The organism is Citrobacter amalonaticus Y19, from assembly GCF_000981805.1.
Classification (GTDB): Bacteria; Pseudomonadota; Gammaproteobacteria; order Enterobacterales; family Enterobacteriaceae; genus Citrobacter_A; species Citrobacter_A amalonaticus_C.
Map to the genome: position 1 here is coordinate 5,403,331 of NZ_CP011132.1, position 23,178 is coordinate 5,426,508.

At 53.4% G+C, this 23,178-nt stretch carries 18 protein-coding genes; 14 read left to right on the plus strand and 4 right to left on the minus strand.

Annotated features, from left to right (window positions below):
* Nucleotides 1-16 precede the first annotated feature (16 nt).
* The 11 genes from F384_RS25235 to F384_RS25285 all read left to right on the plus strand — a co-directional run bounded on the left by F384_RS25235 (nt 17) and on the right by F384_RS25285 (nt 8,870).
* A complete protein-coding gene (locus F384_RS25235; RefSeq protein ID WP_046496999.1) occupies nt 17-304 on the plus strand; it encodes a DUF2623 family protein in 288 nt (95 codons plus the stop codon).
* A 189-nt stretch (nt 305-493) separates the two neighbouring features.
* Entirely contained in the window at nt 494-1,612 is a 1,119-nt protein-coding gene (gene hybO, locus F384_RS25240; protein WP_046497002.1) for a hydrogenase 2 small subunit, read from the plus strand.
* Between the two features lie 2 nt (nt 1,613-1,614).
* Nucleotides 1,615-2,601 (plus strand): hydrogenase 2 operon protein HybA, encoded by a 987-nt coding sequence (gene hybA / locus F384_RS25245; protein WP_042324187.1) that lies wholly within the window; start codon nt 1,615-1,617, stop codon nt 2,599-2,601.
* Nucleotides 2,591-3,769 carry a Ni/Fe-hydrogenase cytochrome b subunit gene (hybB, locus tag F384_RS25250; RefSeq protein WP_046497007.1) on the plus strand — a complete coding sequence of 393 codons (1,179 nt, stop codon included), beginning with the start codon at nt 2,591-2,593 and terminating at the stop codon, nt 3,767-3,769. The genes hybA and hybB overlap by 11 nt, the downstream gene beginning before the upstream one ends.
* Nucleotides 3,766-5,469 (plus strand): hydrogenase 2 large subunit, encoded by a 1,704-nt coding sequence (gene hybC, locus F384_RS25255; protein WP_046497009.1) that lies wholly within the window; start codon nt 3,766-3,768, stop codon nt 5,467-5,469. Before hybB ends, hybC begins: the two co-directional genes overlap by 4 nt.
* Nucleotides 5,469-5,963 carry a HyaD/HybD family hydrogenase maturation endopeptidase gene (locus F384_RS25260; protein ID WP_046497012.1) on the plus strand — a complete coding sequence of 165 codons (495 nt, stop codon included), beginning with the start codon at nt 5,469-5,471 and terminating at the stop codon, nt 5,961-5,963. Before hybC ends, F384_RS25260 begins: the two co-directional genes overlap by 1 nt.
* Entirely contained in the window at nt 5,956-6,444 is a 489-nt protein-coding gene (gene hybE / locus F384_RS25265) for a hydrogenase-2 assembly chaperone (RefSeq protein WP_046497015.1), read from the plus strand. The genes F384_RS25260 and hybE overlap by 8 nt, the downstream gene beginning before the upstream one ends.
* Nucleotides 6,437-6,778 (plus strand): hydrogenase maturation nickel metallochaperone HypA, encoded by a 342-nt coding sequence (hypA, locus tag F384_RS25270; protein WP_042324177.1) that lies wholly within the window; start codon nt 6,437-6,439, stop codon nt 6,776-6,778. The genes hybE and hypA overlap by 8 nt, the downstream gene beginning before the upstream one ends.
* Before the next feature lie 30 nt (nt 6,779-6,808).
* Complete coding sequence (gene hybG / locus F384_RS25275; protein WP_042998137.1) at nt 6,809-7,057, plus strand: hydrogenase maturation factor HybG; 249 nt, start codon at nt 6,809-6,811, stop codon at nt 7,055-7,057.
* A gap of 77 nt (nt 7,058-7,134) precedes the next feature.
* Entirely contained in the window at nt 7,135-8,187 is a 1,053-nt protein-coding gene (locus tag F384_RS25280) for an ABC transporter substrate-binding protein (protein ID WP_046497017.1), read from the plus strand.
* Nucleotides 8,187-8,870, plus strand: coding sequence for a molybdate ABC transporter substrate-binding protein (locus F384_RS25285; protein ID WP_046497020.1), 684 nt, complete (start codon nt 8,187-8,189; stop codon nt 8,868-8,870). Before F384_RS25280 ends, F384_RS25285 begins: the two co-directional genes overlap by 1 nt.
* Nucleotides 8,871-9,297: 427 nt before the next feature.
* Here F384_RS25285 and yghU read toward each other — a convergent pair whose 3' ends face one another.
* Nucleotides 9,298-10,167 carry a glutathione-dependent disulfide-bond oxidoreductase gene (gene yghU, locus F384_RS25290; RefSeq protein ID WP_046497024.1) on the minus strand — a complete coding sequence of 290 codons (870 nt, stop codon included), beginning with the start codon at nt 10,165-10,167 and terminating at the stop codon, nt 9,298-9,300.
* A gap of 195 nt (nt 10,168-10,362) precedes the next feature.
* On the opposite strand from yghU, the gene gss reads away from it, so the two are divergent.
* Nucleotides 10,363-12,222 carry a bifunctional glutathionylspermidine amidase/synthase gene (gene gss, locus F384_RS25295; protein ID WP_046497028.1) on the plus strand — a complete coding sequence of 620 codons (1,860 nt, stop codon included), beginning with the start codon at nt 10,363-10,365 and terminating at the stop codon, nt 12,220-12,222.
* A gap of 248 nt (nt 12,223-12,470) precedes the next feature.
* Here the strand turns inward: gss and F384_RS25300 are convergent, their stop codons facing one another.
* Nucleotides 12,471-13,883, minus strand: coding sequence for a PLP-dependent aminotransferase family protein (locus F384_RS25300; protein WP_046497032.1), 1,413 nt, complete (start codon nt 13,881-13,883; stop codon nt 12,471-12,473).
* Between the two features lie 120 nt (nt 13,884-14,003).
* Here F384_RS25300 and F384_RS25305 point away from each other — a divergent pair, with 120 nt between their 5' ends.
* Complete coding sequence (locus F384_RS25305; protein ID WP_046497036.1) at nt 14,004-15,248, plus strand: MFS transporter; 1,245 nt, start codon at nt 14,004-14,006, stop codon at nt 15,246-15,248.
* Nucleotides 15,249-15,886: 638 nt separating this feature from the next.
* Nucleotides 15,887-21,874 (plus strand): autotransporter outer membrane beta-barrel domain-containing protein, encoded by a 5,988-nt coding sequence (locus F384_RS25310; RefSeq protein ID WP_162200256.1) that lies wholly within the window; start codon nt 15,887-15,889, stop codon nt 21,872-21,874.
* A gap of 175 nt (nt 21,875-22,049) precedes the next feature.
* On the opposite strand, the gene F384_RS25315 is transcribed toward F384_RS25310, so the two are convergent.
* Both F384_RS25315 and F384_RS25320 read right to left on the minus strand, forming a co-directional pair.
* Nucleotides 22,050-22,871: a hypothetical protein gene (locus F384_RS25315; RefSeq protein ID WP_046497039.1), complete on the minus strand. Its 822-nt coding sequence runs from the start codon at nt 22,869-22,871 to the stop codon at nt 22,050-22,052.
* Nucleotides 22,868-23,083: a hypothetical protein gene (locus F384_RS25320; protein WP_046497042.1), complete on the minus strand. Its 216-nt coding sequence runs from the start codon at nt 23,081-23,083 to the stop codon at nt 22,868-22,870. The genes F384_RS25315 and F384_RS25320 overlap by 4 nt, the downstream gene beginning before the upstream one ends.
* Nucleotides 23,084-23,178: the final 95 nt, after the last annotated feature.

A 23,178-nucleotide genomic window follows, 5' to 3' on the forward strand; every position in this document is an offset into this window, starting at 1 on the left:
CGATTAAGGAGGGGTCATGAATAATCATTTTGGCAAGGGCCTGATGGCCGGATTAAGCGCCACACAGGCTGACAGCGCCCGCAATGTGGCGGGTTTTTGTTCGGATTATAAACGCGGCTTCGTATTAGGATTCTCGCATCGCATGTTTGAAAAAACCGGCGACAGGCAACTCAGTGCCTGGGAAGCGGGGATCCTGACGCGCCGTTACGGCCTGGATAAAGAGATGGTGATGGACTTCTTTCGGGAAAATCAATCCAGCACCACAATTCGCTTTTTCATGGCTGGCTATCGACTCGAAGGTTGATCCAAAGGGGGTATTATCTTGCTTTAATTAATTACACTAGCCGCCACTCCCTTCGTTTTATTATTCCCGCGCAGTATTATAGGCTACATAACCATAACAAAAGTGTGGTAAATGGCGCAGCGATCGCAGTTACGGATTTGTGATTGTTGCAAAATAAGAGCCAGGTCTTCGTAACGGAATAACTATAAAATGACTGGAGATAACACTCTCATTAATTCCCATGGCGTAAACCGCCGTGACTTCATGAAGCTTTGTGCAGCACTCGCCGCCACGATGGGGCTCAGTAGCAAAGCCGCCGCCGAAATGGCTGAATCGGTATCCCGTCCGCAGCGCCCACCGGTTGTCTGGATTGGTGCTCAGGAGTGTACGGGGTGTACCGAATCCCTCCTTCGCGCGACCCACCCCACGGTAGAAAACCTCGTTCTGGAGACCATCTCTCTGGAATATCATGAGGTGCTTTCCGCCGCCTTCGGCCACCAGGTTGAAGAGAACAAACACAATGCGCTTGAGAAGTACAAAGGGCAGTATGTGTTGGTCGTTGATGGTTCTATCCCACTAAAAGATAACGGTATTTACTGTATGGTTGCCGGTGAGCCGATTGTGGATCATATCCGCAAAGCGGCAGAAGGCGCGGCAGCGATTATCGCTATCGGTTCCTGTGCTGCGTGGGGCGGTGTCGCCGCTGCCGGCGTGAACCCGACCGGTGCCGTTGGCCTGCAGGAAGTTCTGCCAGGTAAAACCATTATCAACATTCCTGGCTGCCCGCCGAACCCGCATAACTTCCTGGCGACAGTCGCCCATATCATCACCTGGGGTAAGCCGCCGAAGCTGGATGCGAAAAACCGTCCAACCTTCGCCTATGGCCGTCTGATTCACGAACACTGCGAACGACGCCCGCACTTCGATGCCGGTCGCTTTGCGAAAGAGTTCGGCGATGAAGGTCACCGTGAAGGCTGGTGCCTTTACCACCTCGGCTGTAAAGGACCAGAAACCTGGGGCAACTGCTCCACGCTGCAATTCTGCGACGTTGGCGGCGTATGGCCAGTGGCGATTGGTCACCCTTGTTATGGCTGTAACGAAGAAGGCGTTGGTTTCCATAAGGGCATTCACCAGCTTGCCCATGTGGAAAATCAGACCCCACGCTCCGAAAAACCTGATGTGAACGTGAAAGAGGGCGGCAACATCTCTGCTGGCGCTATCGGGTTGCTTGGCGGTGTTGTCGGTCTGGTGGCTGGCGTCAGCGTGATGGCAGTACGTGAACTGGGGCGTCAGCAAAAGAAAGATAACGCTGACTCACGGGGAGAATAACCGTGAACAGACGTAACTTTATCAAAGCAGCCTCCGGCGGGGCGTTGCTGTTAGGCGCTGCGCCGTCTATCAGCCACGCGGCTGCAGAAAATCGCCCGCCCATTCCCGGTTCTCTGGGCATGTTGTATGACTCGACGCTGTGCGTGGGCTGTCAGGCCTGTGTGACAAAGTGTCAGGATATCAACTTCCCGATGCGTAACCCGGAAGGGGAGCAGACCTGGTCGAACAACGACAAACTGTCGCCGTATACCAACAACATCATTCAGGTGTGGCGTAGCGGCACAGGCGTGAATAAAGATCAGGAAGAGAATGGCTATGCATACATCAAAAAACAGTGTATGCACTGCGTCGATCCCAACTGCGTCTCTGTCTGTCCGGTTTCCGCACTGAAAAAAGATCCGAAAACCGGCATCGTTCATTACAACAAAGACGTCTGTACTGGCTGCCGTTACTGCATGGTTGCCTGTCCGTACAACGTGCCGAAGTACGACTACAACAACCCGTTTGGTGCGCTTCACAAATGTGAACTGTGTAACCAGAAAGGCGTTGAGCGTCTTGATAAGGGCGGCTTGCCGGGTTGTGTTGAGGTCTGTCCTGCCGGTGCGGTCATTTTTGGTACCCGCGAAGAGTTGATGGCCGAGGCGCAAAAACGTCTGGCGCTGAAGCCTGGCAGCGAATACCACTATCCGCGTCAAACCGTGAAAACGGGCGATACCTACGTGCATACCGTGCCGAAGTACTATCCGCATCTTTACGGTGAGAAAGAGGGCGGCGGAACTCAGGTGCTGGTACTGACCGGGGTGCCTTATGAGAATCTGGATCTGCCAAAGCTGGATGAGATTTCAACCGGCGCGCGTTCCGAACATGTTCAACACACCCTGTATAAAGGCATGATGCTACCACTGGCCGTGCTGGCGGGCTTGACCGTGCTGGTTCGTCGTAATACCAAAAACGACCATCACGACGGAGGAGACGATCATGAGTCATGATCCTAAACCGCTGGGCGGCAAAATTATCAGCAAACCGGTCATCATCTTCGGGCCGTTAATCATCCTCTGCATGCTCCTTATCGTGAAGCGTCTGGTATTTGGATTGGGGTCTGTCTCCGATCTGAACGGCGGTTTCCCGTGGGGCGTCTGGATTGCCTTTGACCTGTTAATCGGCACCGGCTTTGCCTGTGGCGGTTGGGCGCTCGCGTGGGCGGTGTATGTCTTCAACCGGGGACAATACCATCCGCTGGTACGTCCGGCGCTGCTGGCGAGTCTGTTTGGTTATTCCCTGGGTGGCTTGTCTATCACCATTGACGTGGGTCGTTACTGGAACCTGCCGTACTTCTACATTCCGGGTCACTTCAACGTGAACTCGGTTCTGTTCGAGACGGCGGTCTGTATGACTATCTACATTGGGGTGATGGCGCTGGAGTTTGCCCCTGCGCTGTTTGAACGTATGGGCTGGAAGGTGTCGTTGAAGCGCCTGAACAAGCTGATGTTCTTCATCATTGCCCTCGGTGCGCTGCTGCCCACCATGCACCAGTCCTCAATGGGGTCGCTGATGATCTCGGCGGGCTACAAGGTGCATCCGCTGTGGCAAAGCTATGAAATGTTGCCGCTGTTCTCGGTGTTGACGGCCTTTATTATGGGCTTCTCAATCGTCATCTTTGAAGGCTCGTTGGTGCAGGTCGGTCTGAAAGGAAAAGGTCCGGATGAGAAAAGCCTGTTTATCAAGTTGACGAACACCATCAGCGTGATGCTGGCGATCTTTGTCGTGCTGCGCTTTGGTGAGCTGATTTACCGGGACAAGCTGTCGTATGCCTTTGCAGGTGATTTCTACTCAGCAATGTTCTGGCTTGAAGTCGTGCTGATGGTCTTCCCGATAGTGGTGCTGCGCGTGGCGAAACTGCGCAATGACTCTCGTATGCTGTACCTGTCTGCGCTCAGCGCGCTGCTGGGTTGTGCGGCATGGCGTCTGTCCTATTCGCTGGTGGCATTCAATCCAGGCGGTGGCTACCACTACTTCCCGACCTGGGAAGAACTGTTGATTTCTATTGGTTTTGTGGCTATTGAGATTTGCGCTTATATCGTACTCATTCGTCTACTGCCGATACTTCCTCCTTTAAAACAAAACGATCACAATCGTCATGAGGCGAGCAAAGCATGAGCCAGAGAATTACTATTGATCCTGTAACCCGTATTGAGGGGCACTTACGTATCGATTGCGAAATCGAAAACGGCGTTGTTTCAAAAGCGTGGGCTTCCGGCACCATGTGGCGCGGTATGGAAGAGATCGTGAAAAATCGCGATCCGCGTGATGCGTGGATGATTGTGCAGCGTATTTGCGGCGTTTGTACGACAACGCACGCGATCGCCTCGGTACGTGCGGCAGAAAGCGCGCTGAACATCGACGTTCCGGTCAACGCCCAGTATATCCGTAACATCATTCTGTCGGCGCATACCACCCATGACCATATTGTGCACTTCTATCAGCTCTCGGCGCTGGACTGGGTGGACATCACCTCAGCGCTGAAGGCCGATCCGGCAAAAGCGTCAGCGATGCTGAACGGCGTGTCGACCTGGCATCTGAACAGTGCGGAAGAGTTCACGAAGGTCCAGAATAAGATCAAGGACCTGGTTGCCAGCGGCCAGTTGGGGATTTTCGCCAACGGTTACTGGGGACACCCGGCGATGAAACTGCCGCCGGAAGTGAACCTGATCGCCGTTGCTCACTACCTGCAGGCGCTGGAATGTCAGCGTGATGCCAACCGCGTGGTGGCGTTGCTGGGCGGTAAAACGCCGCACATCCAGAACCTGGCCGTGGGCGGCGTTGCCAACCCGATCAACCTCGACGGCCTGGGCGTACTGAACCTGGAACGCCTGATGTACATCAAGTCCTTCATCGATAAACTGAGCGACTTCGTTGAACAGGTCTACAAGGTGGACACGGCGGTGATTGCCGCGTTCTATCCGGACTGGCTGGAGCATGGCAAAGGGGCGGTCAACTATCTGGCTGCGCCGGAATTCCCGACCGACGGTAAGAACGGCAGCTTCCTGTTCCCGGGCGGCTATATCGAAAATGCGGATCTGTCGAGCTATCGCCCGATCTCCTCTCACTCCGACGAATACCTGATCAAAGGGATTCAGGAGAGCGCCAAACACGCGTGGTATAAAGACGAAGCGCCGCAGGCACCGTGGGAAGGGACGACCATTCCGGAATATAACGGCTGGTCAGATGACGGCAAATATTCCTGGGTGAAATCCCCGACATTCTACGGTAAAACCGTCGAAGTAGGCCCGCTGGCGAATATGCTGGTGAAACTGGCCTCCGGCCGTGAGTCCACGAAGGCGAAGCTGAATGAAATCATTGCGATTTATCAGGCGCTGACCGGTAAAACACTGGAAGTGGCGCAGTTGCACTCCACGCTGGGTCGTATTATTGGTCGTACCGTTCACTGCTGTGAACTGCAGGGTATCCTGCAGAACCAGTACAATGCGCTGATCGCCAATATCGGTAAAGGTGACCACACCACGTTTGTGAAACCGAATATTCCGGCGACGGGCGAATTTAAAGGCGTCGGTTTCCTTGAAGCGCCGCGCGGAATGCTCTCTCACTGGATGGTGATTAAAGACGGCATCATCAGCAACTACCAGGCGGTGGTACCGTCAACCTGGAACTCCGGTCCGCGTAACTTCAACGATGACGTGGGTCCGTACGAACAGTCGCTGGTAGGTACGCCGATTGCCGATCCGGAAAAACCGCTGGAAGTGGTACGTACTATTCACTCTTTCGATCCTTGCATGGCGTGTGCAGTGCACGTTGTTGACGCTGACGGGAACGAAGTTGTCTCTGTGAAGGTTCTGTAATGCGGATTTTAGTATTAGGGGTCGGCAATATTTTGCTGACCGATGAAGCCATCGGCGTTCGTATCGTTGAAGCCTTAGCGCAGCGATACGAATTACCGGATTTCGTCGAAATCCTCGATGGCGGTACGGCGGGAATGGAGTTGCTCGGCGACATGGCGAACCGCGATCATCTGATCATCGCGGATGCCATTGTCTCGAGAAAAAACGCCCCGGGTACGTTGATGATCCTGCGGGATGATGAAGTACCGGCGCTGTTTACCAACAAGATCTCCCCGCATCAACTGGGCCTGGCCGACGTTCTGTCGGCCCTTCGCTTCACCGACGAATTTCCGAAAAAACTGACGCTAATTGGCGTCATTCCGGAATCGCTGGAGCCGAACATTGGCTTAACGCCAACGGTTGAAGCTATGATTGAACCTGCGCTTGCGCAGGTTCTGGCTGCGCTGCGTGAGTCGGGCGTTGAAGCGATCCCACGGGAGGCGGCTCATGTCTGAGGAGATTTCCGGGTTCCAGACTGCCCCGAAGGCGCAGGTTCAGGCCGCGTTTGAAGCGATTGCGCAGCGTTCAATGCACGATCTGTCTTTCCTGCATCCTGATATGCCGGTGTATGTCTCTGACTTTACCCTGTTTGAAGGACAGTGGACGGGATGTGTGATTACGCCGTGGATGCTGAGCGCGCTGATTTTCCCCGGGCCAGATCAGCTCTGGCCGGTACGCAAAGTCAGTGAAAAGCTTGGGCTGCGTCTACCGTATGGCACGATGACGTTCACCGTGGGGGAGCTGGATGGCGTATCGCAATACCTTTCCTGTTCTCTGATGTCGCCGCTTAATCGCAGCCTGTCGGCGCAAGAGGGTGTGCGTCTGGCTGATGACTGCGCGCGGATGCTGCTATCGCTGCCGGTCAGCGATCCGGATGCGCCGCAGACAAGCCGTCGCGCGTTGCTGTTCGGGCGTCGGGGCTTACAGAATGCATGAGCTGTCTCTTTGTCAGAGTGCGGTTGAAATCATTCAACAGCAGGCTGAACAGCATGGCGTAAAGCGCGTCACCGGCGTGTGGCTGGAGATTGGCGCGCTGTCCTGTGTCGAAGAGAGCGCGGTACGTTTTAGTTTTGACATTGTCTGCCAGGGGACGGTGGCGCAAGGCTGTGAATTGCACATTGACTACAAACCAGCGCAGGCATGGTGCTGGGATTGCAGCCAGGCAGTTGAAATCACTCAGCACGATGCACAATGTCCGCGTTGTCATGGCGACCGTCTGCGTGTTGATACCGGTGATTCGCTGAAAGTGAAAAGTATTGAAGTTGAATAACCCATGATGTGACATGGGGCGGAGTCAGATATGTGTATAGGCGTTCCGGGCCAGGTTCTGGCCGTCGGTGAAGATATTCACCAGCTTGCGCAGGTGGAAGTGTGCGGCATCAAACGTGATGTGAATATAGCGCTAATCTGTGAAGGCAGTCCTGCTGAACTGGTCGGGCAGTGGGTGTTAGTGCATGTGGGCTTTGCGATGAGCATTATTGATGAAGAAGAAGCCAAAGCCACGCTGGATGCGCTACGCCGTATGGAGTACGACGTGACCAGCGCCTGATAACTCCAGATGACAATCTGTTAAGTGTTCTCACATCGCTGTATACTTAATTATACATCGAATGCGAGGATACGCTCATGGTTAAATTCTTACGCCAGCTCCCCCTGCTGGCGTTACTTTTTTCTCTCCCCTTCATGGCGCAAGCCGACCGTACCTTTACCGATCAAATTGGCCGTCAGGTCACCGTGCCGGATAAGGTGGATCGCGTTGTGGTGCTCCAGCATCAGACGCTCAACCTGCTGGTACAGATGAATGCGACCGACAAAATTGTCGGCGTGATGGCGAACTGGAAGCAGCAACTGGGTGATGGCTATGCGCGACTGGCACCGGAACTGGCCCAGAAAACCGCGCTGGGCGATTTAACCCACGTGGATCCGGAACAGCTGGTGGCGCTGCACCCGCAGGTGGTGTTTGTCACGAACTACGCGCCGCAGGAGATGATCGACAAGATCAGCAGTCTCGGCATTCCGGTGGTGGCAGTCTCTCTGCGCCATGACGCGGCAGGGGAACAGGCCAAACTGAATCCGACCATGGCGGATGAGGAACAGGCTTACGACCAGGGCTTGCGGGAAGGGATCACGCTTATCGGCGATATTGTTAATAAACCGCAAGAGGCGAAAGCGCTGATCGACGCCACCGATAAGGGACGCAAGCTGGTGAGCGATCGTCTACAGGCGATCCCTGAAGATCAACGCGTTCGCGCTTATATGGCCAACCCGGATCTGACGACCTACGGTTCAGGAAAATATACCGGCCTGATGATGGCACACGCCGGGGCGCTGAACGTTGCGGCCTCAACCGTTAAGGGCTTCAAGCCGGTGGCGATGGAACAGGTGATTGCCTGGGATCCGCAGGTCATTTTTGTGCAGGATCGCTATCCAAAAGTGGTTGATGAGATCCTGCAAAGCCCGCAGTGGCAGGTAATTGATGCGGTGAAAAATCATCGTGTCTATCTGATGCCTGACTACGCGAAAGCCTGGGGTTATCCGATGCCGGAAGCGATGGGGATTGGCGAACTGTGGATGGCGAAAAAGCTCTATCCACAGAAGTTTACGGACATTGATATGCGTCGCGTGGCGAATGACTGGTATCAGCGTTTTTATCGCACCGACTATCAGGGCGTTGACTGATGCACATCCTCGCTGCGGGGAGTCTGCGTGCGGTATGGCAGTCGCTGATGGCCTGTTATCAGGACAAAGATGTGCTCTGCGATTTTGGTCCGGCGGGATTGCTGCGTGAGCGGATTGAAGCTGGCGAACCCTGTGATTTTTTTGCCTCGGCGAATATGGCGCATCCGCAAGCGCTGCTGGACGCCGGTCGAGCACAATCAGTGGCTCCCTTCGCGACCAATCGCCTGTGTCTTACCGTGCGGGCGGATGCAGTGCGAGAAGACGATGACTGGTTATCGCTGCTAACGCGTCCGGACCTGCGGATTGGCACGTCGACGGCGGGGTGCGATCCGTCCGGGGATTACACTCAGCAGCTCTTTTCACGGATGGGCGATGCCGGAACGCGCGCCCGGGGACGGGCGGTGGCGTTGGTCGGCGGCAGAGATACGCTCCCCCTTCCGGCGGGAAGTCTGGCTGCCGAGTGGTTAATCAGCAATGATTACACCGATGTCTTCATTGGATATGCCAGTTATGCGCCCAGGCTCAGACTGATTGAGACGCTGACGGTGGTGGAAATACCGGAGCCTTATAATCCGGTCGCGGAGTATGGATTTGCTTGTCTGAGTGACAAGGGAAAGCCGTTCGCCGATTTTTTGTTATCACCTGAGGCGAGATTAATTCTTTGTCAGCAGGGATTCGCCTGACTGTCAGAGGGTGGCATTAGCGTATGGTCAGGCCTACGGTTGGAGCAGGGTAGGCCTGATAAGCGTAGCGCCATCGGGCAAGCATCCAGCCGGATGGCGACGTAAACGTCTTATCCGGCCTACGGTTGGAGTAGGGTAGGTCGGATAAGCGTAGCGCCATCAGGCAAGCATCCAGCCGGATGGCGACGTAAACGTCTTATCCGGCCTACGGTTGGAATAGGGTAGGCCTGATAAGCGTAGCGCCATCAGGCAAGCATCCAGCCGGATGGCGACGTAAACGTCTTATCCGGCCTACGGTTGGAACAGGGTAGGCCTGATAAGCGTAGCGCCATCGGGCAAGCATCCAGCCGGATGGCGACGTAAACGTCTTATCCGGCCTACAGTTGGAGTAGGGTAGGCCTGATAAGCGTAGCATCATCGGGCAGCATTATGCCGGATGGCGTTTATCTTCGGTCTGGGTTTCAAAATCGCGGGCTTCATGACGCTCATGAAGCTGCTCATTCAGCGGCCCGTTGGTCCGATTCACAATCCGCCCGCGTTTAACGGCCGGACGTTCAGCGATCTCTTTCGCCCAGCGCTGCACATTTTTGTAGCTGTCCGCGTCAAGGAATTCTGCCGCATCGTACACATTGCCCAGCACGACGTTGCCAAACCACGGCCAGATGGCCATATCGGCAATGGTGTACTCATCACCCGCCACGAACGCGTTATTCGCCAGTTGCTTATCCAGCACGTCCAGCAGGCGTTTGGCTTCCATCGTAAAGCGGTTGATCGCGTACTCAATCTTCACCGGCGCATAGTGATAGAAGTGGCCGAAACCGCCGCCGAGGAAGGGGGCAGCGCCCTGGAGCCAGAACAGCCAGTTCAGGGTTTCTGTCCGTTTTGCGCGATCCTGCGGCAGGAAATAGCCAAACTTTTCCGCCAGATACAACAGGATCGATCCCGACTCAAACACGCGCACCGGTGGATTCTGCGAATGATCGCGCAATGCCGGGATCTTCGAGTTAGGGTTAACCTCCACAAAGCCGCTGGAGAACTGATCGCCGTCGCCAATGCGGATCAGCCAGGCATCATACTCTGCGCCACTCACTCCCTGCGCCAGCAGTTCTTCCAGCATGATGGTGACTTTCTGACCGTTCGGTGTGCCCAGTGAATAGAGCTGAAGCGGGTGCTTACCGACGGGCAGCGTTTTGTCGTGAGTTGGACCGGAGACTGGACGGTTGATATTGGCGAACGCACCGCCGTTGGATTTTTCCCACGTCCAGACTTTCGCGGGCTGATAAGTGTTATCTGACATGTTGACCTGCCTTCTGAGTGGTTGTGTTGAAGCAGTGTAGCAGGTCGCCACTCTTACCTTTAACAGATTGGCACATTTACGCCTGGCTATTTTTTGTTGTTGCGCACGCTCCCGCTGCGTTGAGGTGTATGATGGTCGGCGGTGTAGAGCAGGCAAGCAGAAGCTGCTCAGCGGTATAGTTTTGAGGTAAGGTGCATGAGCAAAGGAACGACCAGTCAGGATGCCCCGTTCGGGACATTATTGGGCTATGCCCCCGGTGGTGTAGCAATCTACTCTTCAGATTACAGCTCCCTCGACCCACGGGACTATGATGATGATGCCGCATTCCGCAGCTATATCGACAATGAATATATGGGCCACAAATGGCAGTGCGTTGAATTCGCGCGCCGTTTCCTCTTCCTGAATTATGGTGCAGTGTTCACCGATGTCGGCATGGCGTGGGAGATCTTCTCGCTGCGTTTCCTGCGCGAAGTGGTAAACGACAATATTCTGCCGTTGCAGGCGTTTCCTAACGGATCGCCCCGTGCGCCGGTCGCCGGGGCATTGCTTATCTGGCAGAAAGGCGGTGAATTTAAAGACACCGGACACGTCGCGATTATTACTCAACTGCTGGACAACAAAATCCGCATTGCCGAGCAGAACGTCATTCACACCCCGCTTCCTCCTGGACAGCAGTGGACACGTGAGCTGGAGGTGGTGGTGGAAAATGGCCGCTATACCCTGAAAGACACCTTTGACGACACCACCATTCTGGGCTGGATGATCCAGACCGACGATAGCAGGCACAGCCTGCCGCAGCCGGAGATCGCCAATGATTCGCTGACGATTGGTGCGGCAAGACTGGCAGAAAAGGGTCAGTTTGACGGCAAGTGGCTTAACGAACAGGATCCGCTGCAAAAAGCCTATGTGACAGCGAACGGTCACGTGATCAATCAGGATCCGTACCAGTATTTCACGATTACAGAGAGTGCCGAGCAGGAGTTGATCAAAGCGACCAACGAACTGCATCTGATGTATCTGCACGCCACTGACAAGGTGCTGAAAGATGACAACCTGCTGGCGCTGTTCGACATTCCCAAAATCCTCTGGCCGCGTTTGCGTCTCTCCTGGCAGCGTCGCCGCCACCATATGATCACCGGTCGTATGGATTTCTGCATGGATGAGCGTGGGCTGAAGGTGTACGAATACAACGCCGATTCCGCGTCGTGTCATACTGAGGCGGGGCTAATCCTCGAGCGCTGGGCGGAGCAGGGCTACAAAGGGCCGGGGCACAACCCGGCAGAAGGGCTGATTAACGAGCTGGCAGGAGCCTGGAAACACAGCCACGCGCGTCCTTTTGTACACATCATGCAGGATAAGGATATTGAGGAAAACTACCATGCCCAGTTTATGCAGCAGGCGCTGCATCAGGCCGGGTTTGAAAGTAAGATCCTGCGTGGGCTGGATGAACTGCGCTGGGACGATGCCGGTCAACTGATTGACGGTGACGGACGCCTGGTGAACTGCGTCTGGAAAACCTGGGCATGGGAAACGGCCATTGAGCAGGTGCGTGAAGTCAGCGAAACCGAGTATGCCGCTGTGCCGATTCGTACCGGGCATACCGATCAGGACGTACGGTTGATTGATGTGCTGCTGCGCCCGGAAGTGCTGGTCTTTGAGCCGCTGTGGACGGTGATCCCGGGTAACAAAGCGATTCTGCCGATCCTCTGGCAACTCTTCCCGCACCATCGCTACCTGCTGGATACCGATTTCATCGTCAACGATGAACTGGCGCAAACCGGGTATGCGGTAAAACCGATTGCCGGTCGCTGTGGTAGCAATATCGACCTGGTCAGCCATCAGGAAGAGTTGCTGGATAAAACCAGCGGTAAATTTGCTGAACAGAAAAACATATATCAGCAGCTATGGTGTCTGCCAAACGTTGCCGGTAAGTATATTCAGGTGTGCACCTTTACCGTCGGCGGAAACTACGGCGGCACCTGTTTGCGCGGCGATGAATCACTGGTGATCAAAAAAGAGAGCGATATTGAACCGCTGATTGTATTAAAGGGGTGATCCCCTCGGTCATTACGCGTAAGGAACGGAAGACCGCAATGCGTAGCGTTGCGGTTTCTTTTTACAGTGGCGTCTGACAGGACTCAGTGATGGCAGATTGATTCACGGAACATTTTACCTGATATAAGCTACGCTATTTTCCGTAGAATATTTATCGGCACCCATCCAATCTCATTATCTGCAAGCCGTCGGCACATAGCCAGCCATTCAACGATTTTATCGCCTGAAACTCATCACCGGCGTTCACATCAAGCTCTTTCGCAGAGGGTTAATTCTGTCTTGATTATGCTCAATCCTGTTTTTATTTCCTCACAGGAAAGATGCGCATAACCCAAAATAACTTTACTGTGATGTTTCCCTTTTAACAGAGCGTGTTTCTCTACAGGCACAACATAGACACCTGATTCCTGCAATCGCTGGATAATGTCTGGCGTAAAAACAATGCCATTAAATTCAGCAACAACATGCATGCCAGCCCGATCGCCGTGTATTTTAATATTGTCTCCAAAATATTGATGTAAGAGAGAGAGTAAATATTCCCGTCGTTTTCTATACTCTCTTTTCATTCGTCGGATATGACGTTCAAGTTCTTTACTTTCGATGAAATGCATCAGCGTCAGTTGGCTTATTGAGTTTGAATGATGATCCGCGAGTCGTTTAATTTCCCGAATCCTGCTGACAAGATGACGCGGGACCACAAGATAACCGAGGCGTATCGAAGGAAACAATACTTTACTAAACGTGCCAGAGTAAATCACATGTTGTGGGTCAAGTTCAAATAATGAGTTGGCAGGTGACCCCTCATACGTAAATTCGCTGTCATAGTCATCTTCTAGTATCAAACAGTTATTCTCTCTGGCAAATTTAATCACGTCCAGACGTCTTTTGATGGGCAATCGTCCTCCCATCGGAAATTGATGCGATGGCGTCATAAATATCAATGCGGGGCTATTCTTCCGGGGAAAGAGGCAAGGTTGAATGCCATCCTTATCGACATCAAAAGGCGTGATTTTATTCGTGTGATAAGAAAATATCTGTCTGACATTATCGTTAGTTGGATTTTCAATCCAGACTTCACTTTGTGCATCGAGCAGGCATTTTGCCACCAATGTTAAACCTTGTTTCGTTCCGTTGGTCACAATAATCTGGTCCGCATCACAGACGATGCCGCGTGTGTGTTGAAGATATTTTCTGAGTACGTCTCTGAACTCTGACCGGCCCTGGGGATCGTCGTAACCCAATGCAGAAATCGGCGCCTCTTTGAGCGCTTTTGTTGCCGCTTTACTCCATTTGCTCCTGGGAAATAAATCTAAGGCAGGGAGTCCACTGTCAAAGTTAATTGCATTCTTCGGTATGGAGGTATCCGATAACGATGCGGTAAGACTATCACTACACTGGAAGGGGAGTTTCTGAGCAATAATGTCTGAACTGATAAAAAAACCAGACCCAGGCTTACTTACGACAAGACCTTCTGAAATTAGCATTTCATAAGCCGTCAATATTGTATTTCGAGAAACAGACAGGTTTTTAGAACACTCACGTGTTGATGGCAGCTTTCCTTCAGCACTTAAGTTACCAGAAAGGATCTTTTCGCGTATATCCTTGTAAATCTGCTTTGAATAAGAATGACGATGAACTCTATCAAACGCAATGTATAGCATGTACGTTTACCCCAACTGGTTCAATTAAAAACGATTCAAACTGGTACTTCTTGAAAACGGTTGTCTGTGGTTAACTTTCACCAGGAATAGTCTAACGTTGTTAACTTTAAGTAAACGGTTATGGATAACACTGAGAAAATAGATCAACGCGCGTGGCACTATGTCAATCTGATATTCCTGATGCAGATAGTTGGCGCATCCTCTTCCCCAATTATCATTTCTTTAGGAGGCATGGTTGGCGCAAAGCTTTCAAGCACACCTTCTTTAGCGACATTACCCGTTTCACTTTATAGCATAGGGATGGCGCTAGCAACCTTGCCTGTTGGCTACTTAATTGCCCGTTTTGGACGGCAATCTACTTACCTGACGGGTGCGCTGATTGCCGCTATTGGCGGGCTTTTTGCGGCCTACGGCGTATACAGCGCGTCTTTTCTGAACTTCTGTATTGGGGCCGTCCTGGCGGGAGGCTACGGTGCCTGTGTGCAAAATTATCGTTTTGCCGCTATTGATTATCTTCCCCGATCGGCACATCCAAAAGCGATTTCCCGGGTGATGCAGGGGGGACTGATTGCTGCGGTAGTCGGGCCGCAGTTGGTTATTTTTGGGCAGGATATTTTAGATGTTCCTTTGGTAGGCAGTTTTCTCAGTCAGTCTGTGCTGGCACTCATCGCCATCATTTTGATTTTATCTGTGGGCCGGTTGACGACAGGGCTTGTAGTACCTGAAGAGGAGCAAATCACGGCACAAAACGGAAGACAGGAAGATAACACTCCCTGGCAACCAAGAACGATGTTACAGATTATAAAAAGTTTCCGCTTTATTGTCGCCGTGACCGCGGGATTAACATCTTATGGTTTGATGATGTTTATGATGACAGTAACGTCGATGGCAATTGTCGATGCCGGCCACTCAATCAATCATGCCACGTTGGGTGTGCAGTGGCATATTTTAGCCATGTATCTCCCCAGTTTTTTTACCGGTAAGCTGATGACCCGCTATGGTAAGTTGCCGGTAACCCTACTTGGTTTCCTCATTATTGCTCTCTCAAGCATTTGTTATTTTATCGGTAACAGTGTCTTCATTTTTTGGAGCGGATTTGCATTACTGGGGCTGGGCTGGAATTTCAGTTTCATTGGTGCGACCGCGTTGGTGACAGAGTGTTACCGGGCAAGTGAGCGGAGTAAAGTACAATCATTGAATGACCTGCTGGTTTTTGGTGCCTCAGCCATCGCCTCGCTGATATCCGGACAGTTGTATCATTCTCTCGGTTGGATAAACCTCAATTTGCTCACCTTTATTCCCATTGCGCTTACCGTATTGCTATTGTTGAGGCTTTCAAAGAAAGGATCCGAAGGTCAGGATTAACCTTTAGCAAATAGTGCTAAACAAAAAATAGGATTTTTTCCGCTCTAATTAGAATAATCCTGGTGGGATGATGAAATTTCTGGGATTAATGATTTGTTGTTTATGGTGAACGGCAATCGTGTGTTTTTTGTAAATAATACGTTTAAGAGTTTATCCAAAAAAGATAATTTAGCTGGGTGATTAATTCATTTATTTTCTCTTTTCCCCGTATTGACAGGTTTTTTGACGGGTGGGAAACTAAATTCGCAGTTATTGTAAATAGAGGTCAAAAATTATTATTTAAAGACGTTATTCTTCAGTGTTAATGCTGTGGGTTTCCTTTTTATATTATTCATGCAGTGTGTGGTGTCGTTTTTAACGTCATAATGTTAAAAGAGAAAATTTATCATCTTTATTTTTAAAATGATGGTTTAAATAACATATCAGAAGATTCATTTCCTCTGACGAATGCGGCACAAGACGTATCGTCAGTCGCGCGAGACGCATTATTAATACATTGCTCGAAGATTATATAGCCTGAATTCATCAGACCCTGAGGGATAGAGTATGCGCCGAGTTGCTATAAAGCATGACCGAAGTCCTGAATGGCGTTATTTAATTTGCAGCCAGTACTGGCACAGTGTGATGGAGTACTAATAATGAATAAAATCTATCGTGTTGTCTGGAATAGTGCATTGAAAGTATTTCAGGTCTGCTCTGAACTCTCAGGCAGAAAAAGTCATATGTCCTTATCAACCAACAACCCATCCCGATCTTCTGCGTTATCGCCGCTATTCATTTCCCTCTCTTCGCTCGGGAAAATCAGTTTACTTTCTTTCATGATTATGGCGGCTCTGTCCGCATCGACGCGCGCACAGACGGTGATCGACGGTAACCAGGATATTACGTTCGATACCAACCTCGATGACACGTATTACCAGGTTGGGCTGACGGGTGTCGGAAAGATGACCGTCACAGATGGTGCCGTGGTCACCGGAAGCGGCGGCTCACCGAGTATGATTGGTGTTAATAATGGGAGTCAGGGAACCGTCATTGTCGAGAACAACGGTAAATGGGATCTCAATGACTCAACATTATTAATTGGTAACACCGGCAGCGGAACGCTGAGTGTCCTGAGCGGCGGCAGCGTATCGGCAAACTCGACCAGGATAGGCTCTAATTCCGGTAGTAGCGGTATGGTCACGGTAGAGGGAACGGGCTCGATATTGAATACCCGCGATTTGAGGGTGGGCGATTACGGCGCGGGCACCCTGAATATCCGCGATTCCGCCGTGGTGAACACCGCTGGCGACACAATGATTGCGTTTGATGTCGCGAGTTCCGGGTTAGTTAATGTCACCAACAACGGACGCTGGAATCTGCTGGATGATGCCAATACTTATCGCGGCCTCAATATCGGCTATCACGCTGAGGCGATTCTGAACATTAATACCGGCGGTACGGTGATAGTGGGAACCACTACGCTGGGCAGTTTTGGTGATGGTCGCGGCACGGTGAATGTGGACGGTAGCGGTTCATCGTTCAATACAGGCGCGCTGAGGGTCGCGGATTACGGCTTTGGTGAGCTGAATATTTCTAACGCAGGCGCGGTTTACAGTGATGATGCCAGCATGATTTCGCGCTCGGCTGGCAGTACCGGTACTGTGACGTTAAGCGACGGCAGTCTCTGGGAGATGGTGAACAGCAGCTCGCTGTCGGTTGGCTACAGAGGTGTTGGGGAGCTGAATATCAATAGCGCCAGTACAGTGACCGCTGGCGCAACCCAGATTGGCAATGTCCAGGGGGCAGAGGGGACCGTCAATGTTAACGGAACCCACTCAACCCTGACCACAGGCACGCTGGCCGTCGGTGATGTCGGACAAGGCAAACTCAACATCACCAACACCGCCGTAGTCAAGAGTACGGGCGAGAGTCAGATTGGGCGGGTGGAAGAAAGTACGGGTCAGGTTGTGGTGAACAATGCCGTCTGGGATATCACTGATGCTGGCGGCACCGCCCTGAAACTGATGCTCGGCGGCGCGGGAACCGGAAGTCTGGACATTCTTCAGGGTGGGACGGTCACCTCGGGTGAAACGCGGGTGGGAGGATGGACAAGAGCAATCGGTACCCTCAACGTCGACGGGGCGAACTCGAAAATGACCACGGATTCGCTGATTGTCGGCGATTCCGGGAAAGGCGATCTCAGCATCACGAACAACGCCGTGGTCAAGAGTATCGGAGGGAGTGTGGTCGGGCGGGTCAATCAAAGCACTGGCTACGCCAACGTTGAGAGTGGCGGATACTGGGATAACAGCTCTGCAGCAGGCGTTCTCCAGTCGCTTGGCGTCGGCGTTGAGGGGCTGGGGACGCTGGATGTCCTTTCTGGCGGTACCGTGAATGCCGGGTTGGTGACGGTCGGTCGCTGGGTGCCTGCGTCGGGGACAATTAACGTTAGTGGTCTGAATGCAAAAATGTTCACCGGCGGGATGATCGTGGGGTATGCGGGAGCCGGAACGCTCAATATCAGCGATAACGGTGAAGTGAAAAGCACGGGTGCCGGTACGATTTCCAACGATGCGAACAGCAACGGTCAGGTCAACGTGACGACCGGAGGGCATTGGGAACTCAGCGATGACGCCGGCACATCGCTCCGCTCGCTCGTGGTGGGGCATCTGAGCGCGGGAACGCTGAATATCAACACGACGGGGACCGTGAACGCAGGGACGACAACGCTCGGTAACGGCGTGAGCGGTGAGGGAACGGTCACGGTAAATCATGCAGGCTCCCTGCTCAGCTCCAGCGAGACGATCGTGGGGGATAAAGGGAAAGGTACGCTGAACGTCAGTGATTCCGGTGAGGTGCGCAGTTCGCAGCGCGCCAGCATCGGGGATGAAGCAGGTGGCAGCGGAACCGCGAACGTCAATACCAACGGGCTCTGGGATATTACCTCTGACCTGACGGTGGGGATGGCCGGGAATGGGGCGCTAAACATCGAAACTGCCGGTCAGGTGAAGGCCGGGTCGATTGGCATCGGTGACAGTGCATCCGGGGTCGGTAACGTCAGGGTCGACGGGGCAGGTTCTCTGTTGCAGGGAAATGATGTTGATATTGGATCCAATGGCACCGGTACGCTGACGTTGAGTCGCAGCAGTACGCTGGCGCTGAATAACGGTAACATTTTCCTCGGCACCTACGGCGGAAGCCACGGTACCCTCAACATTGGCGCCGCCCATGGTGAAAATGCGGTCGACGCCGGTTTTATCACCGGTACGACCGGCATCATCTTTGGTAACGGTGATGGCACACTGGTCTTTAACCATACCAACAGCTCGGCGGTGGGTTATGTTGTCAACCCGTTGATTAGCGGCAATTTGGGTACGGTGATTCAGGATGCGGGACACACGGTCTTCACCGGCGAAAACACCTACAGCGGCCAGACACAGGTTAATGGCGGCACGCTTACCGTTGCATCGCATTCCAGCAGTGGCAGTACCGGTCTTGGCAGCAGCTCGGTGGCGATCGCTGAAGAGGGGATCCTCGAGATCCTCGGGGCCAGCAACAGCGCCGGCGACTATCGCCTCTCTAACGCTCTTTCCGGCAGTGGCCTATTGCGGGTTGATCTCGCTTCTACGACTAATGCTTTTGATTTTGCCGACACGACGGGAGCCGCATTCACCGGCGTGGTAGAGCTGAACAAAAGTACTTTTGCGCTCTCGGGGGATAATACCCAGGCGCTGACGCTGGCAACGCTGAAAAGCAATGCAGGCAATACCACCACGGTGGGCGATGGCGTGCAGCAGATCGGCGGGCTGAACTTCAATGGCGGTACTGTGATCTTCAACGCCTCCCTCCCCGCAGATAGTCAGGCTCCCGGCCAGATCCAGACCCAAACGCTGACGGCAGGCACCGGAAACGTCCGGGTGACGCTGCCCGATCCGTGGAACGATCCTGGCGCGGCGAATCCGGATACCACGCTCAATTTGCTGGAGCAGGATGACACCCATGTCGGCATGCAGTTGGTTGCGGCACAAACGGTGCAGGGCTCCGGTGGCGCGCTGGTATTACAGGATCAAAACGGTAATGCGATCGGTGAAGATGAGTCCGTGGCTATCGCGCAAAACGGAACCGTCGTGGCCGACGGTGAATATGGCATACGTCTGACCACCGCGCCTGATGACGGGCTGTATGTGAACTATGGTCTGAAAGCGCTGACTATCCATGCAGGCAAGACACTTGAGCTTGCTGAGCATTCCGGGGCCAGCGGGGCAGCGGCAGACATGTCGGCGAAGATCAGCGGTGATGGCGACCTCGCGGTGAACAGCACGGGTCTGGTTTCATTGTCGAATGCCCTGAACAGCTACAGTGGCGCGACACGGGTACTGGCCGGTACGCTGCGGACCGATGCCAGCGGCGCGCTGGGGAACACCTCTGAACTGTTTATTCACAGCGGCGCTACCGCAGATCTGAACGGTACGGCGCAGACGGTGGGTTTGTTCACCGGGCAGGACGGCTCTACGCTCGCCTTTAACGACGGCAGCCTGACGCTTGAAAATGGCGGAACCAGCCATGGCGTTCTGACCGGGGGCGGCGCGCTGAATGTGACCGGTGGGGTCTTTGCTGTTAACGGTGCCAACCGCAATCTGAGCGTAGTCACCACCATCAGCAACGGGGCAGAAGTCAGTATTAACGATGCGGCAGGGGCTGGTTCCGGCAATATTGTGAACGACGGGACACTGACACTGAACGGCATCAGCGGGGAAGTGGCGAACAGCATGAGCGGGACGGGGACAGTGCAGGTCAGTAATGTGTCTGACAGCACCCTCAGCGGTGATAACAGCGGCTTCAGCGGGCTATTCAGCATCGACGACAGCAGCGTGATGACCGTCAGTGAACTGCGGCACTTGGGCAGCGCAGAGATCGTCGACAATGGACAACTGACGATATCGTCCGACGCCGACTGGACGCTGACAAACGTGATAAGCGGCGATGGCGGGCTAAGCAAATTGGGAGGCGGTATTCTGACGCTGACTGCCGATTCTGCAGGCTATAGCGGGGTAACGGACATTAACGCTGGCGAAATCGCGCTGGGCGACGACGCGACGTCGTCAGTGGCGATGGCGAGTTCTCAGGTCAATATTCACAGCGGTGCGGTGCTCTCCGGCTTCGGCAGCACGGCTGGCGATGTCAATGTTATGCAGGACGGGACGCTGCAAGTGGCACATACCACGGTGGGGGGCGATCTGAACAACCGTGGCACGGTAATGATGAATCGTCCCGGCGCGCGGCCGGGTAATCAGTTGGCTGTTAACGGAAACTACAGCGGTAATAATGGCTTGATGGTGTTTAACACCACGTTAGGCGATGACAACTCGGCAACCGACAAAATGACCGTCTCTGGCAACACCAGCGGCAGTACGCGTGTGCAGGTGAATAATGTCGGCGGCACAGGCGCGCAGACGGTAAATGGTATTGAGTTGATTGACGTCGGCGGCTCATCGGCAGGCGAGTTTGCCCTGACCACCGGGACGGTTGAAGCTGGCGCCTATGCGTATACACTGGCGCGAGGGCAGGGCAGCGATGCCAGCAACTGGTATCTGACCAGCCAATGGAGCGGCCCGACCCCCGCATCGCCGCCGATTGTTGATCCGGGTGCCGCGCCAGCGTTGCGTCCAGAAGCCGGGAGCTATATCAACAACCTGGCCGTCGCCAGTTCGCTGTTCAACCACCGTCTGCACGATCGGCTGGGTGAACCTCAGTACGTTGACGCGCTGCGTGGTGAAGGTGTCGGCGCAGGCAGCCTGTGGATGCGCCATGTAGGTGGGCATATGCGTTCTGCGGCCGGTGAGGGTCAGCTTAAAACCCGCAGCAATCGCTATATGATGCAGATGGGCGGCGACATTGCGCAGTGGAGCGCTGACGGGGAGGATCGCTGGCATCTTGGCGTGATGTGGGGATATGCCAATGAACACAGCAACACCCGCAGCAATCGGGTGGGATATGGTTCCGACGGACGCATCAACGGCTACAGTGCCGGGCTTTACAGCACCTGGTACCAGAATGCTGCTGAGAAAACCGGGGCTTATCTCGACAGTTGGGTACTCTACAACTGGTTTAAAAACAGCGTGGAAGCGGACGAACGTGGGCATGATGATTATCGCTCACGCGGGGTAACCGCCTCGCTGGAAGGGGGATATACGCTGAAGGTAGGCGAGTTCAGCGGCAGCGAAGGGACAGTAAACCGCTGGTATATCCAGCCACAGGCGCAGGTGACGTGGATGGGCGTGAAGGACAATGCGCATTACCGACACGATGGAACCCGTATCGAAACAGAAGGCGACGGAAATATTCAGTCCCGACTGGGAGTCAAAACATACCTCAATAGCCACAATCAACGGGATGATGGTAAAGGACGGGAATTCCAGCCGTATCTGGAAGTGAACTGGTTGCACAACACCGAAACTTACTCCGTGAAGATGGATGGAGAACGGGTGAGCCGCGACGGGGCGCGTAACCTGGGGGAAATCCGCACCGGCGTGGAAGGTAAGCTGGGCAATGGGCTGAGCGTCTGGGGGAACGTGGGTGTGCAGGTGGGGGATAAGGGCTACAGCGACACCCAGGGAATGCTCGGGGTGAAATACAGCTGGTAGCAGACGGCGCGCTTTCAATGATTAAAAGGAGTCGCTAAAGCGACTCCTTTTTCTTTACAACGGTGCACGAGTGTTTTCTGACGAGCTTCGTGGGTATGTTGGTAGTGCCTGTTTTAGCTCCGGCAGGGCGTTGTCAGTTCCGCCAGTCTCCGCCAGATATTCATTATCCGGTCCATCACCGTTTCTGTTTTTCCTTCTCAGGCAATCCTGCATCCATATCGCAATACATATGATCCCAGCCGGTATAATTCTTCACTTCCGGAATTTTATTAGGGATATTTTGCCAGTTGGGTTTGAATGCGTTAGTTTTCCACGGCCTCGACGCATTGACCGAATTCCAGGAGGTATATTCCCAGCCCCAGTCCATACCTGAACTTCCCGGCTCCAGACGGTCATGCCGTAATATGCCTTTATAATCCTTATAGGTATAGGGGATACCCTCACCTCCCGGGTTAAGCCTAGGATCGTCAAAGGGTTTTGAACTGATATACAGATCCTCCCAGCGGGTAAGAATAAACGCCTGGTCATTTACCACCGTCATGGACACCACATCTTCTTTTATCGGACGAGTATCTTCACCTGCAACTATCTTTATCCTGCCATCCATCATTCTGGCAGGAATATATTTACCGTACGGATCGGCTCCCCCTCCAGGACTGAAACTGCCATCCCCCCAGGTTTGTCCATAATCTTTGGAAACGATAAATCCCGAGAAATCGCCCCACGGAATAGAAATATATCGCTCCGAGGGATGAACATATTTAAAAAACGAGATCCTGAAAATGGGCGTATCCCGTGCCACCACTTCGGAACGAATAGCCCTTTTTGTATCGACATACCAGAGTGCGCCTTCACAGCGAAAGCCTTCCAGTTCCAGATAGCGATGATCGTCAAAACGGTAAATCACCTGTTTTGGTAATTCACGCGGACGGGGATCATGCTGGTCGCAGCCGGCACATAAACAGCCACACGCCAGTAAAAACGCTCTCATTTTCATAGTAGCTCCGGCGGTACGGGATCTGGCTGATCCCACTGAGTTACGGACACCCACTCCCCATTATGCCAGTCTGTTTCTCTGCGTGGGACATAATCATTGACCACGCCATTTTCCCCGGTGGGCATCGGTTTTTCACCTGTTTCGGGTTTATTCATCATTTTTTTGAATTTATCAGGCAGTTTGCCGTCTGCATAATATTTCTTCGTATCCACATCCGGATTAATTCCAGTCCAGCGGTGGAGGCAATATTCCCGCGCGTGCCGGTGGTGCTTATTTCCGTTCCGCCAGTCTCCGTCAGAGATTCATT